This window comes from Streptomyces sp. NBC_00647, assembly GCF_045207245.1.
GTDB lineage: Bacteria > Actinomycetota > Actinomycetes > Streptomycetales > Streptomycetaceae > Streptomyces.
Genome location: NZ_CP109040.1, coordinates 10226801 through 10240624, shown reverse-complemented (window position 1 = coordinate 10240624; position 13824 = coordinate 10226801). Strand labels below are relative to the sequence as shown.

General features: G+C 72.5%; 10 protein-coding genes. 6 read left to right on the top strand and 4 right to left on the bottom strand.

Annotated elements, in window-relative coordinates; all coding sequences use genetic code 11:
- Positions 1–468: 468 nt before the first annotated feature.
- Positions 469–909 carry a hypothetical protein gene (locus OG788_RS44935; protein WP_406368731.1) on the bottom strand — a complete coding sequence of 147 codons (441 nt, stop codon included), beginning with the start codon at positions 907–909 and terminating at the stop codon, positions 469–471.
- Positions 910–1423: 514 nt separating this feature from the next.
- Between OG788_RS44935 and OG788_RS44930 the strand changes: the two genes are divergently transcribed.
- The 5 genes from OG788_RS44930 to OG788_RS44910 all read left to right on the top strand — a co-directional run bounded on the left by OG788_RS44930 (position 1424) and on the right by OG788_RS44910 (position 6399).
- Complete coding sequence (locus OG788_RS44930) at positions 1424–1999, top strand: Uma2 family endonuclease (protein WP_406368733.1); 576 nt, start codon at positions 1424–1426, stop codon at positions 1997–1999.
- Positions 1996–2268: a helix-turn-helix domain-containing protein gene (locus OG788_RS44925; protein ID WP_406368735.1), complete on the top strand. Its 273-nt coding sequence runs from the start codon at positions 1996–1998 to the stop codon at positions 2266–2268. The genes OG788_RS44930 and OG788_RS44925 overlap by 4 nt, the downstream gene beginning before the upstream one ends.
- Positions 2269–2792: 524 nt before the next feature.
- Positions 2793–4298: an MFS transporter gene (locus tag OG788_RS44920; RefSeq protein ID WP_406368737.1), complete on the top strand. Its 1506-nt coding sequence runs from the start codon at positions 2793–2795 to the stop codon at positions 4296–4298.
- 263 nt (positions 4299–4561) lie between these two features.
- Positions 4562–5428: a class I SAM-dependent methyltransferase gene (locus OG788_RS44915; RefSeq protein ID WP_406376646.1), complete on the top strand. Its 867-nt coding sequence runs from the start codon at positions 4562–4564 to the stop codon at positions 5426–5428.
- A gap of 407 nt (positions 5429–5835) precedes the next feature.
- Positions 5836–6399: a hypothetical protein gene (locus tag OG788_RS44910; RefSeq protein WP_406368739.1), complete on the top strand. Its 564-nt coding sequence runs from the start codon at positions 5836–5838 to the stop codon at positions 6397–6399.
- Positions 6400–6714: 315 nt separating this feature from the next.
- Here OG788_RS44910 and OG788_RS44905 read toward each other — a convergent pair whose 3' ends face one another.
- Positions 6715–7602 carry an NAD(P)H-binding protein gene (locus tag OG788_RS44905; protein WP_406368740.1) on the bottom strand — a complete coding sequence of 296 codons (888 nt, stop codon included), beginning with the start codon at positions 7600–7602 and terminating at the stop codon, positions 6715–6717.
- 1187 nt (positions 7603–8789) lie between these two features.
- Between OG788_RS44905 and OG788_RS44900 the strand changes: the two genes are divergently transcribed.
- Complete coding sequence (locus OG788_RS44900) at positions 8790–9455, top strand: ScbR family autoregulator-binding transcription factor (RefSeq protein WP_266766307.1); 666 nt, start codon at positions 8790–8792, stop codon at positions 9453–9455.
- Between the two features lie 920 nt (positions 9456–10375).
- Here the strand turns inward: OG788_RS44900 and OG788_RS44895 are convergent.
- Together OG788_RS44895 and OG788_RS44890 are read right to left on the bottom strand one after the other, a co-directional pair.
- The gene (locus OG788_RS44895) at positions 10376–12016 is read right to left on the bottom strand and encodes an FAD-dependent monooxygenase (protein WP_406377019.1); all 1641 of its coding nucleotides are present in this window, start codon (positions 12014–12016) and stop codon (positions 10376–10378) included.
- Between the two features lie 1533 nt (positions 12017–13549).
- Complete coding sequence (locus OG788_RS44890) at positions 13550–13729, bottom strand: hypothetical protein (protein WP_406376625.1); 180 nt, start codon at positions 13727–13729, stop codon at positions 13550–13552.
- Positions 13730–13824: the final 95 nt, after the last annotated feature.

The window sequence follows — 13824 nt, the reverse complement described above, 5'->3', positions numbered from 1 at the left end:
CGACGGACACGGCAGGCACGGCGGTCCGGCACCGGCGAGACCCGGCGGCACGCGCCGCATCCCGTGCCGCCCGGACCGCCCGCCCCCAAGACCCGCAGCCGGCCACGGACCCGGCCGGGGCGCCCGCCCGCCGTCCGCGCCGCCGCCCCGCCGCCCGGCACCGCGGACGGCACCACGGCCGGCACCACGGCCGGCACCACGGCCGGCACCGCGGACGGCGGGCGCGGGCGGCGCTGCGGACGGCGGGCGCGAGGGCGTGGCGAGAGGGCGTGGCCGCCGGCGGCCACGGCGGCCCGGCACCGACGACCGGGCCGCGGGGCCAGAGCGTGCGAGCCGATCTCACCCGCCGGCGGTCGCAACCCTGCGAAACCGGTGTCGCCGGCCCGTCCGGTGAAGTTCCCCGGACGGCGGGAAACGGCCCGCCGCCCCTGCCCTGCCCTGCCCTGCCCTGCCGTCGGCGGTGTGCCGCTACGAGGCGGGGTCCCGGACGCCGGCCAGGGCTCGGCGGACGGTGCCGGAGAGCCTGCGGGTTCCCTCGGCGGAGGGCAGTTCGCTCTGCCAGGCATCGACGGCCTGCCATCCGTGACCGGCCAGGAACGGGACGGGGGTGCCGGCTTCGAGGCCCGAGGGCGCCGCGGGAAGGCGCACCAGCAGGACCGAGGTCCCCACAGCAGCGGCGGCCGCGATGCCCTCGCGGGCCAGGACCGGGACGCCGTAGGCGGCATGGAGGGGCGCGTGCCGGGCCAACTCGGCCAGCCTGTCCAGGAGATCGGGGTGGGTGTGCAGCTGCCATGCGCCCAGCGCGTAGTCGTCCGGTCCGCCCGGCGGACAGCCCTGCGCCCGCAGGAAGTCCAGCAGCGCAGCGTTCAGGGGATGCTCTGCGCGTATCGGCGGCAGGTCCAAGCGCATGGGCCCGACTCTACGTCCCTGCCGCAAGAGGCGGCCGGATACGGGCAGTTCAGGGCACAGGGTTCGGGGCTCGGGGCTCGGGGCTCGGGGCTCGGGCAAGACGTCCGTGAACGGGGTCACGCGCCGTGACGCCGTCCGGATGCCGCTTCTGGCGGTACTCGCCTCCTCGCCCCGGACCCGCGCGCCGAAGGCTTTCGCTACCCGGCACATCCCCGCGGTCACTGCCGTTCGGGTTCTTGGCGCTCATCCCTCCCGGCGTCCGGTGCAAGGAGGCTTCGAGGCGCTCCCCGTCGTGAGGCGTGATCATCACCGGGAGGTGACTGCCCGGGCCCGTGAACTCTCCCGACGGGCCGGAACCCCCAAGTCGCCGAGTCCGAACCGGGCACGGCACAACGGGCCGTTCCAGTCCGGCGCGGGCACGGTAGTCCCGCTCGCCTCCCGGAAGGCAGCGCGAAGACTCCCGGCGGCTGCGAGGCCCACCATGCATGACGATTTCGTCATGTACGGTGAGGGTATGACGGAACAGAGCATCTACTGGCATCTGCGTGAGTTCCGTGAGACTTTCGACAGGCCTGAACCGCTGGCCTGGCCGGAGATCAGCCATGGCCAACTGCTGATGATGATGAGCCCGAAGAAGCAGCATCAGCTGGTTGCCCACCGCCTGCGCACCCAGCTGGAGCCCCAGTTGGGCAAAGGCATGCTCCTCATGCTCGAAACCGACATGGAAGATGCCGGTCTCGGCATCCTGCGTGTACCCGATCTCGTCGTGATCGACGAGGAAGAGGCCGTGGCCGACAGTGATGCGATCGACCCCCGCCGCTGCCATCTGGTGATCGAGATCGTGTCCCGGTCCAATCCCAGCAACGACTACGAGGGCAAGCTGCGCGACTACCCGGCCATGGGAGTGCCGCACTACCTCATCGTCGACCCCCGTGACGGGAGCGCAGTCCATTACTGGGCACCGGTGCACCGAAGCGGCGTGCCCACCTACGACAACAGGCAGCACTACACGTTCTCGGACACCGTCACCATCGCCGACTGGAAGATCGACACTGCCGGCCTGCCCCGTTACAGCAAGGACGGGCAGTGAACGACACAGCAGACCTGGTCCGCTCCTGGCGCCGGCAGCGCGGAATGTCCCAGACACGCCTGGCCGAGCTCGCCGGGACCGGGCAAGCCGCGATCTCACGCATTGAATCAGGACGGGACCTGCCCACACTGGCCCTCCTCGAGCGCATCGCCTCAGCACTGGACTGCCGGCTGACCGTCACTTTCACATCCGGCTCCGGACAGACACTGCCTTCAGCCCGAGCGTTCCCTCCCCTGCCGGCCAAGCCGACAGGGGGTCCGGACTGCTGACGATCCGCCACCCGCGACACCAAGACCCGTCCGCCCGCACCTGCCCGGCACTTCACCGGCCCCTGCACGCCCGCCGGGTGTCACCACATCCCCCGCGCCGGCCCGGGCACCCGAAGCGCTTCCAGGTGGTCGCGGACGACGGCTGAACACAAGCACGGTCAGGGCCCGCCGGGACTGAGCAGACGGGCCTCGATCGGGCGAGCGAGGCCGGAGAACGGACCCAGCAAACCCGCACCACCGACCTGCGGATTACGCCGCCGCGAGGTCGTCCCGTGCGTTGAGCCGGGACCGGACGCACAGGGACGGCTGCGCTGCCGTCCCGCCGTCCGCCTCGCCCGCTTCCTCATCTCAGCCGGCCTGCACCGCAAAATACGCCCGACCGCCAAGACAGCGCGGTGCAACGCCAGGACAGTGCGGTGCACCCTTGCCGCTGCCCAAGGCATGGGTGCAGGCCTGACGGCTTACGACGCGCGCGGAAGGGCTCCTTCCCTGCGTTGCGGGCGGTTGCTGCTTAGCGTGACCCCATGACCACAGTCCAGGCCCGGCCCGTTTCCGACGACCGGCGGTGGAAGGCGCTCGCGGTCTGCCTGACGGCGGGCTTCATCTCCCTGCTCGACACCTCGATCGTGAACGTGGCGCTGCCCTCGATGGAGCACGGGCTGGCCGCCTCGGAGGCCGCCCAGTCCTGGGTGGTCTCCGGATACGCCCTGGCCTTCGGGCTGGTGCTCGTCCCCGCGGGCCGGCTGGGCGACATGCGCGGGCGGCGGCAGGCCTTCCTGCTCGGGCTGGCCGCGTTCACGCTGGCCTCGGCGGCCTGCGGCCTGGCACCCAGCGCCTCCTGGCTGGTGCTGTTCCGGCTCCTGCAGGGCGCGGCGGCGGGCATGGTCGCCCCGCAGACCTCGGGACTGATCCAGCAGATGTTCCAGGGCGCCGAACGGGCCAAGGCCTTCGGCATGCTCGGCAGCGTCATCGGCATCTCGACGGCACTGGGCCCCCTGGCGGGCGGTCTGCTGATCAACGCCGCCGGCACCGGCGACGGCTGGCGCTGGGTGTTCTTCGTCAACCTGCCCATCGGGGCCGCCGCCCTGGCCGCGGGACTGCGGCTGCTGCCCCGCTTCCCGGCCCCGGCAGGCAAGAAGAAGGAGGAGTTCGACCTGTTCGGCGTGCTGCTCCTGGGCGCCGCGGTACTCGCGCTCATGCTGCCCCTCGTACAGGAGCAGCAGTGGACCGGGCGGCTGAAGTGGGCACTGCTGCCGGTGGGGGCGCTGCTGCTGGCCGCGTTCTGGGCCTGGGAACGGCGCCAGGGACGGCGCGGACAGGCTCCCCTGGTCGACCTGGGCCTGTTCTCCCTGCGGTCCTTCACGTTCGGCTCCCTGATCAGCCTCACCTACTTCGCCGGCTTCACCACCGTCTTCTTCGTCTACTCCCTGTTCCTGCAGAACACCGTCGGATACAGCGCGCTGGCGGCCGGCCTGTCGGTGCTGCCCTTCGCGGCCGCCTCGGCCGTCGGCGCCACGATCGGGGGCCGTCTGGTGATGCGCCACGGACGCATGCTCGTCGTCACCGGCCTCGGCGCCGTGGCGGTGGGACTGCTCGGGGTGATCGCGGCGGTGCAGCTGGTACCCCTGCAGAGCGTGGGGTGGGCCACCGCCCTGCCGATGGTCGTCGCCGGGATCGGCTCCGGCCTCACGGTCTCCCCCAACACGACACTCACCCTCACCCGCGTCCCCGTGCACCGCGCCGGTGCGGCCGGCGGAGTCCTGCAGACGGGACAGCGCATCGGCTCGGCAGCCGGAATCGCCGTGGTCGGCGCGGTGTACTTCGCCCACCAGGCCAACCACGGACAGTCCGTCACCGCCATCCAGCTGGGACTGCTCACCGCCGTCGGATTCAGCATCCTCGCACTGCTCCTCGCGGTCGCGGACCTGCGCGAACGCGCCGCGCATCCCGAACCGGAACCGGCCGTCAAAAACGTCCGGCACCGTTCCGAGGACGGTGACACCGACGACATGGTCCGGCCCGGCAGCTGAAAAAAAGGGGGGCCGCAACACGCCCGCCACGGCGGCCCACCACCGGCCTTGTCCACGACAACGGGCTCAGGTCCCCTTCGTGCGGCCACACAGGGCGGCTGCCGGTCTTCGCCTCATGACGGTGCGGTTTCCGTGGCCGCAGGCGGTCGGTGCGCATGACTGGAGGGCCGCGCATGAAGCCGGCTGCCCTCATCGGACCCTTGCAACCGGTCATCTAGGCTGGCGCGGTGGCTGATGAGCAGGAGCGGATGCAGCCGTCGGGAGTGTGGGCCACGGCGGTGGGAGTGGCCAGGGTGCGGGCGCTGGAGACCGAGCGGGAGAACGCACTGTTCCGCGACCCGCTGGCACAGGCTTTCGCCACCGCCGGCGGCCTGTGGCCCTCCTCGCCGCCGCTGCCCGACGACGAGGCCGCGCGACGCCGCCGGCAGGCCGTGTCGTTCTCCATCGTCATCAGGACGAGGTTCCTCGACGAGGTGTTGCAGCAGGCCTCCGCGTCCGGGGTCCGCCAGGTCGTGCTGCTCGGCGCCGGCATGGACAGCCGGGCCTTCCGGATGGACTGGCCCGAGGGCACCCGGCTGTTCGAGATCGACACCGCCGCGCCCCTGGACTTCAAGGCTTCGGTGCTGCGCCAGGAGCGGGCCGTCGCACGCTGCGAGCGGATCACCGTCGCGGTGGACCTGCGGGAAAACTGGCCGGGCGCGCTCGCCGCCGCAGGGCACGACCCGGCCGTGCCGACCGCGTGGATCGCCGAAGGACTGCTGATCTATCTGCCCCAGGAGGCGGTGGAGCTGCTGCTGGCCCGGATCAGCGCGCAGTCGGCGGCAGGCAGCCGGATGGGGCTGACCCTGGGCTCGCGCGGCGTGATCGAGCGCTTCGGCGCGGACGCCGCGCAGGGATCGGCGGCGTCCATGTGGGTCTCGGAGATGCCCGACGACCCGGTGGACTGGCTGGCCGGGCACGGCTGGGAGGCCCACAGCCACACCCTGCGCGAGCGCGCTGGCGCCTACGGCCGCCCGGCCGGCACCCCGCCGCAGCACGAGGAGCAGCCCGGCGGACTGATCTCGGCGGTCCGCCGGCAGAACGCCTCCCGGTTCCCCGGACGACCGACTCCCAAGGGGGCAGATGACTGACTCCAAAGGGGGGGCCTGACGAGGGCAACCGGCTTCATGCGCGGCCAGCCAGTCACGCGCGCACCGACCGCCCGAGGCCACTGAAGTCCGCCCAGAAACCGGCCGGCCCGACGACGGCGCGGCCGACAGTCCTTCACCGCGAACGAAGTACTGCCGCAGCTGATGCCGCAGCTGAACGAGCTGCTGTTCTCCTCGGTCCAGGCCGTGTCGGCAAAATCGGCCGAGGCGAGCCGGCACGGCCGTCGGCCAGGGCTGGAGCCAGAGCCCGACCAAGACGACGGCGACGGTGCCGCGACGGGCCACGCCGATGCCCCCGCGCACAGCCGGGGCACGCACAACCGGGACGCGCACAGCCGGGACGCGCACGGCCGGGGCGGTGGCCGGAATTCCGCCCCTACGATCGGAGCGTGGACGCAGCGACCTGGCTGAACCTGCTCGCCATCCTGATCTCGGTGAGCGCGGTGGTGGCCTCCATGTGGTTCGGGGCCCGGCAAGTGCGCACCGCGCGGCACGCCAACCACCTGCCCGCCTTCACCGAGTTGCTGGCCGAGTTCCGCAAGCCGCAGATGCACGAGCAGTACGTGTACGTGTGCAGCGAACTCAGGCAGCGGCACTCGCCCGACGGCGGTCTGCGCGGCCTGCCGCCGCAGGCGAAGACCGCGGTCTACAACATCGCCTACTTCTTCCAGACCCTGGCCAGCCTGTACGCGGTCGGGGTCATCGACGAAACCACCGCCGCCCTGATGGTCCGGGGCCGACCGGCAAAGGTCTGGGCCGCCATCGAACCCTTCGTGGAACGCGAACGGCAGTACCCGGACGTCGACCCCCACCTGCTGTCCCTGCTGGAAGCCTTCGCCCGCATCTCCTCCACCTTCGACGGACCCACCCCCGGCCAGCTCCTCGAGGCCCGCCACCGCCGCACCCGCACCCGCACCCGCATCCGCATCCGCCTGCCGTACCGGCCCCGATGACCAGGCCCGATGACCGCGCCCGGCCAAAGACACCGACGGACCGGGAAACACCGCCGCCGGGGACCGGAGTGCGGTGACCCAGCGGTGGCGGCAGGCCCGTCCGCCTCCGCGACGCCGGCCCCTCCCACCCGCAGGACCGGACCACCGCTCCCGTGAACAGCCCGCCGGCCGGCGGGAAACACACCCCAAAAGCCGTGCCGAAGTCCTGAACCGTCAGTCCGGCGCGAACAGGGTTTCCGCTCCCCACCCGGAAGGGGAACACGAAAGATTTCCGGCGGCTCCCGGCCATGGACGCACCCGGCCTTCCCGGCCGCCTCACCCCACCGGCGCCCCGGCGCCCTGCGCACCGGACAGCCGGAACGCGTCCAGGTGGTCACCGACCCAGTCACGGTAGGAACGGGCCGGCCGGCCCAGCAGCGCGGCCACCGCGGGCTCCACCACCTGCTTGGCACCCGCCCGCTGCCGGCACGCACTGTCCAGCAACGCCTCCACCACCAGCGGCGGATACCGCCGCCCCAACACCGCCCGGGCCGCCTCCCGGCCCAGCTCCTCCACACCCAGCTCCACCCCCAACTGCCGCCCCAGCTCCCGCGCCTGCTCCCGCACCGTCAGCGCCTGCGGCCCGGTCAGCGTGTAGGCGCGGCCCGCATGCCCCGGCCCGGTCAGCGCACACACCGCCACCGCCGCCACATCCCGCGGATCCACACACGCATTACGCGACGTCGCACACAACGCCCGCACCACCCGCTCCGTCTTCACCGACGCCGCCCACCCCAACGTGTTCGACATGAACGCCCGCGGACGCAGCAACGTCCACTCAAGCCCCGACCCACACACCACCGCCTCGGCCTCACGCTGCCAGCACGTCACCACATCCCCGGCCTGCGGATCCGTCACCGCCGCAGCCGACAGCTTCACCACCCGCCCCACCCCCGCCGCCCGCGCCGCCCGCACGAACCGCACATCATCACCCTCACCCACCCGGCACGTCAGCAGGAACGCCGCCCGCACCCCCAACAGCGCCCGCTCCAGCGACGCCTCGTCCCCCAGATCCCCCACCACCACCTCCACCCCCGCAGGCAACCCCACCGCACGCCCCGCATCACGCACCAATACCCGCACCCGAACACCCCCGGACAGCCGGCCCAGCCCCTCCACCACCGCCCGCCCCGTCGTCCCCGTCGCCCCCGTCACCAAAATCACAACCCCCACCCCTCCCCACCACCACGAAACAACCCCGACCACACCCGACCCGACCCGGACCCACCCCGGCCCCACCACACCCCAATCCAGCCCCGCCCCACCCCAACACCACCGCCACACCGCCACTGCCACTGCCACTGCCACTGCCACTGCCACTGCCACTGCCGCGAACCAGCCCGCACCTGACCGTGAACCAGCCCGCAGCCACCCGGACTCGGGCCCGGACTCGGGCCCGGACTCGGGCCCGTGCTCGGGTTCGGGCTCGGACTCGGGCTCGGGTTCGGGCTCGGACTCGGGCTCGGGCTCGGGTTCGGGCTCGGGCTCGGGCTCGGACTCGGACTCGGGCTCGGGCTCGGGCTCGGACTGGGGCCCGGACCCGGGCCCGGGCCCGGCATCACCCCAACCGGCCCGGGAGCCACCGTGAACCGGCCCGCAGCCACCCGGACTTGGGCCCGACCTCGAACCCGGACCCGGGCCAGAGCCAGGGCCAGGGCCAGGGCTCGGCTTCGCCCCAACACGGCCGGCACCACTGCGGACCGGCCCGGATCCGACCGTGAACCAGCCCGCAGCCAACCGGACTTGGGCCCGACCTCGGACCCGGACCCGGCTTCAGCCCAGCACCGTCGGCACCACCGCGAACCGGCCCGCGCCTCACCGCGAACCCGGCCCGGAGCCACCCCGGCCCCGGCCCGGGTTCGGGTTCGGGTTCGGGTTCGGCGGTACTCGGGTCCTGGCAGGTGAGCGAACGCGATCCGCGCAGCGGCATACCGGCCGCCCGGCTTCTCACCCCGCATCACCGGGCCCCGCACCGAACCGTCCCGGGGACCCGCCCTCACCCCGGCCATGCGGCACACCCCCGGGCGGGCGGTCCGGGCACGGTCCGCGCGAGCGGCAGCCCGGCCGCCGAGCACGCCGCCCCGCCCCGGCCCACCGCCAGTTGGGCCCGCAAGCGCATCGAACCGGCCTGCTCCCGCCCCGCCCGGCCCCGGTTTCGCCCCGGCCCGTCCTGGTTTCACCACGGACCGGCACCGCTCTCCCGGACATCCGCCCGGCCGGCGTGTCCCGCAATCGGCCGAGGCAGGAGGCCCCACGCCCGACAACCTGTAATATACAAACTGGACGGTTTCTTTTGCCGGGTCGGCGGACCGGGCATATGCCCAGCAAGAACAGCACGGAAGGAGGCCGACATGGCCATGCAGGACCGGGCGATCCGCACCCGGCAGTCGATCCTCTCGGCGGCTGCCGGCGTCTTCGAGGAACGCGGCTACCAGGCCGCCACCATCAGCGAGATCCTCACCGCGGCCGAAGTCACCAAGGGCGCACTGTATTTCCACTTCCCCTCCAAGGAACACCTCGCCCAGGGCGTGCTGTCCCAGCAGGACGGCCAGACCTCCATCCCCCGCGCCTGCAAGGTCCAGGAACTCGTCGACATGGGCATGCTCCACGCCTACCGCCTCCAGACCGACCCCATGGTCCGCGCCGGGGTCCGCCTCGCCCTGGACCAGCAGGCCCAGGGACTGGACCGCAGCGGCCCCTTCGCCCGCTGGAGCCAGTCCATCCGCGACACCCTCACCGCCGCCCAGCAACAAGGCGAACTCCTCCCCCACGTCCAGCCCCACACCACCGCCGACGTCATGGTCGGCGCCTTCGCCGGCGTCCAGGCCATGTCCCAGGCCGTCTGCGACTACCAAGACCTCCAACGCCGCATCTCCGACCTCCTGCGCCACCTGCTGCCCTCCGTCGTCCACTCCTCCGTCCTGGCCTCCGTCGACCTCGCCGACGGCCGAGGCGAAAAAGTCTTCGACGAACTCCAGCAACACCACCACGACACCCCCCAACCCACCACCAACTGACCGGCCCACCCCCACAAACCCCAGGCCACAGGCCCCACGGGCCCCGGGTCCCGCACCCACCACACGACCCGCAGCCCACCCCCACCCCCACACCGCCGCCCGCCACAAACCGGGCGGCAACCCCGCCCGCTCCGCTCCCCACGGCAGACACACAGCCGGGACCGGGCCAGGACCCGGCAAGCACCCGCGGGCAACGCGGCCGACCCACAACCCCGGCCCCGCAACGCCCCCAGCACCCCCCAGGCGCCCTGCCCGACCCCCCGGCATCCCCAGGCGCGCCCTGCCCGACCCCCCGCCGTCCCCCACGAACCCGCCGACAGCACCACCGGCACAGCGGGGCGGGCACCGACACCACCACCGGCACCGACCGCACCGCGGGCACTGCCGGCACCGACCCCACGGCGGGCACACCGCCCCGGCTCCACGACCACCCTCAGCGCCGCGCCCGAACCGGCTCCACGACCGCCCTCAGCGCCGCGCCCGCACCGGTTCCGCCCCTCCGCAGCCCGGGCCACGCAGCCGCCCGGCCGGACCCCGCCCGGGACCGGCCACCCGATGACCGAGACGGACCGCCCCGAGACGGTGAGCCACGCCCCGGACCCGGCGGCCGAGCCGCCCGAGGAACTCACCACAGCGACCCGCGAACACACATCCGCGGATCACCCGCCACACCCCGCCACCGGCGCCACCCACACCCGCACCCCCAGCCCAGGCCCCACCCCACGCCCCTGCCCCGGCCCCTGCCCCGGCCCCTGGCCCGGCCCTGGCCCGGCCCTGGCCCATGCTCCGGCTCCGGCTCCACTCCGGCTCCAGCTCCGGCTCCGGCTCCGGCTCCGGCTCCGGCTCCAGCTCCAGCTCCAGCCCATGCTCCAGCCCATGCTCCGGCCCCGGCGGGCTCCGGCGGGCTCCGGCGGGCACCCTCAGCGCCGCGTCCCGCTGCCCGCCACCCGCCGCGACCCGGCCGGCACCCCCGCAGACCGCACCCCCGCAGACGGCACCCCCTCAGACGGCACCCCCTCAGACGGCGGCCCCGCCGGTCCGCCACACACACCGGGACCCAGCATCGCCCTCAGCGCCACATCCAGCCCCCTCCCCCCGTCCGCCGCCCACGCGATGTAACCGTCCGGCCGCACCAGCAACGCCTCACAGTCCACACCCGGAATCGACGCCACCCGCACCACCCGCACCACCCGCGACCACCCACGCACCTGGTCCACGAAACAACCCCCCGACTCCCCGGCCAGCAACAACACCGGCCCCGCCCCACCCCGCAGCACACCGACCACATCCGTCACCCCGCGCCCGGCCCGCAACACCACATTGCGCAGAAACCTTCCCTCACACCCCGACACAGACCCCTCCGCCACCGGCAGCACCGTGTCCTGCGCACTGACCATCTGCCCCAGACCCCCCGCCCCGCCCTCACGCATCAACGACCCGAACAGATCACGCAACGGATCCAGCTCCGCCCCCGGCCGCATCAACGCCAACTGCGCCCGCGTGCTCTCCACCACCCGCAACGCCGCCGCCCTGCGCTCCACGTCATACGAATCCAACAACTCCTCCCCCGCCACCCCCCGCACACACAACGCCAACTTCCACCCCAGATTCACCGCATCCAAAAGCCCCGTACTCAACCCCTGCCCCCCCACCGGGAAATGCACATGCGCCGCATCCCCCGCCAACAACACCCGCCCCCGCCGAAACGACCCCGCCACCCGCGAAAAATCACTGAACCGCGACAACCACCGCCCCTCCCCCAACACCACATCCCGCCCCACAATCCACGACACCTCCCCCCGCAACTCCCCCAACGACACCGGCCGCCCCCGCACCCCCTCCACCTCACCACCCCCACAATTCAACGTCCGCACATGCACCCCCCCATCCCCCGCCTCCTTCACCACCACCCACCCCCGCCGCGTCCGATGCCACCCCGCCACCAACTCCCCCACCCGAGAAGGCCGCACCCACCCCATCAACGCCCGCGCCGACGCCGGCCACGACCGACACCCGAACCCCGCCAACTCCCGCACCACACCCCGCGCACCATCCGCCCCCACCACAAACCCCGCCCGCCAACTCACCACCCCCCACGGCCCACGCCCCACCACCCGCACACAATCCCCCTCCACCTCCAACCCCTCCACCACCACCCCCCGCACCACCCGCACACCAGCCAACCGCGCCCGCCGCTCAAACCCCACCTCCAACTCCGCCTGCACACACCGCACCACCGGCACCGGCTCCCCCACCGGAGCCGAAATCACCAACCCCCCCAACCCCCCAAAATGAAACACCGACGACACACCCACCCCCGACACCCCACCCACAAGGGCCCCACCCCACCCCGCCGACACACCGGCCGCAGACACCCCCGCCACCGGTGCCCCCCACTCCACCGGCACCACATCACCCCCATAACCACGCCGCACCAGACACTGCACCGACCGCGCATGCAACACCGTCGCCTTCGGCCGCACCTCCACCGACTCCCGCACCTCCACCACCAACACCCGAACCCCCGCCCCCGCCAACTCCGCCGCCAGACACAACCCCACCGGCCCCCCACCCACCACCAACACATCCACATGCACCCGACCCACCACACCAACCCCCAACCCCAACACCCCGACACCGACACCGACACCCGGCACCCGACAGCCAGCAGCACCCAGCCACCAGCACCCGGCCACCAGCCACCAGCCACCAGCAACCGACAGCCACCAGCACCCGGCACAGCACCAGCCACCGCAGCAACCAACCACCGGCACCCGGCACCCGGTACCCGGCGGCAGCCGCCACCGCAGCAACCAGCCACCCGTACCCGGCGGCAGCGGTCACCGCACCCGACCCTAAACAAAACCGGGTGGACGGTTCTTTATAAACCCGGCCCCCACCCCACCACAACAACCCGCACACACCAACACCCCACAAAAGACCAACCACCCAACCCCACCCACACCACCCAACACACCACCCCCACACCACCAACAGCCAAGACCGGCGCCAATGCCCCCGGGCACGCAGCCCCCTCCGAAGCACCCGGGCACGGACAAACCCCAACCACCGACCCCCATGCCACCAGCCCGACGCCGCACGACCAGCAGCTCATGGAAACGCTCTTGGCCCAGCCCACCGATTGAGCGACTGGGCCCGGCAGTCGGTGGCGGTGGTCAGTCCTGGACAAAAGCTTCCGCCAGGCCTGTGCGGACGAGGATGTTGAACAGGTCCGGGAACTGGCGGAGTTCCTCCAGATAGGACCTCCCGACCTCACTACTCGCCTCGCCAAGGTGAGCGGCAGAGACGCAGAGAGCAGCGAGGTAGCCAGGCATCTCACGGCCCCAGGTCTGCCGCTCCGCTGCGTCCTGGCACGCGGACAACGGCCAGCCCTGGCGCGGCCAGCGGGGTCGAGAGCCCGCCGGACCGTCATGACCTGGTGGAGAAATGACGGGTCATGACCAGCAGGCTCTAGGCTGTACGCCGCCCCGTGGCCTCATCAGCACAAAGCACCCCGTCCCGCGTCCCGCCGGTTCCCAGAGCCCTATCCCGCCGACGTTGCACCGTGGTCCCTGTGGGTCACCGGATGGTTGGGCGTCGCGCGGAGGGAGCGCGGTCATCGACTCCGCCCCCGGCGCGGGGACCTCTGCCCGCTCCCGCAGACTGCGCCGGTGACCAGTGCGGTCGGCGCGACCTACGTAGCCTTGGGGCTGCCACTTGTTGCCGTGCCAGAGTTCGGGCAGAACCCAGCGTGAGCACGCCTGTTCGACGTCCTTAGTCACGCTGACGATGTTGCTGAGCCCGATGCGGAAGCGCAGTCTCGGGAGACCGTCGGCGGGCGGGTCCGCGTCCCGTACACGGCGCCACAGCACGGGGTGATCGTGGTCGAAGTCCCCGCCGGGAAAGAGCTCGAGTGTCGCGGTGCTGTATTCGACGGCTGCGTCACCGGTGGAGCAGATGCACACCCCCGCCAGCGAATCCCACGTCAGCAGCGTGTCCCCGACCAGGCTGAACCACCACCACCCCGTCGCGTCGAAGACGAATCTGTCATGGGACGCGGCGGCTGTCCCCATCAGTGCGAACAGGCAGCCGGCCTAGGCGTGAAGCCACCGCGCCACGTCATTGTCGACCAGCGCGGCCCCCGACAAACCGACAGCGGCGAGCGACAAAGCGACCACGGTGACGATCAGACCGTTCTGGACCTCCCGCTGCCCGTGCCGCACGGCGGTCGCATCGTCGGATGGCCGCGCTGGCAAGCTCCCCCCGGCGCTCATGGCCACCACTGTACGGAGACCCTCCGGAGAGGTCCCGGCATTCGCACTCCAGGGGATGGCGCAGCGGGGGCGGCCGAGCCGTGAGCCGATCCTGA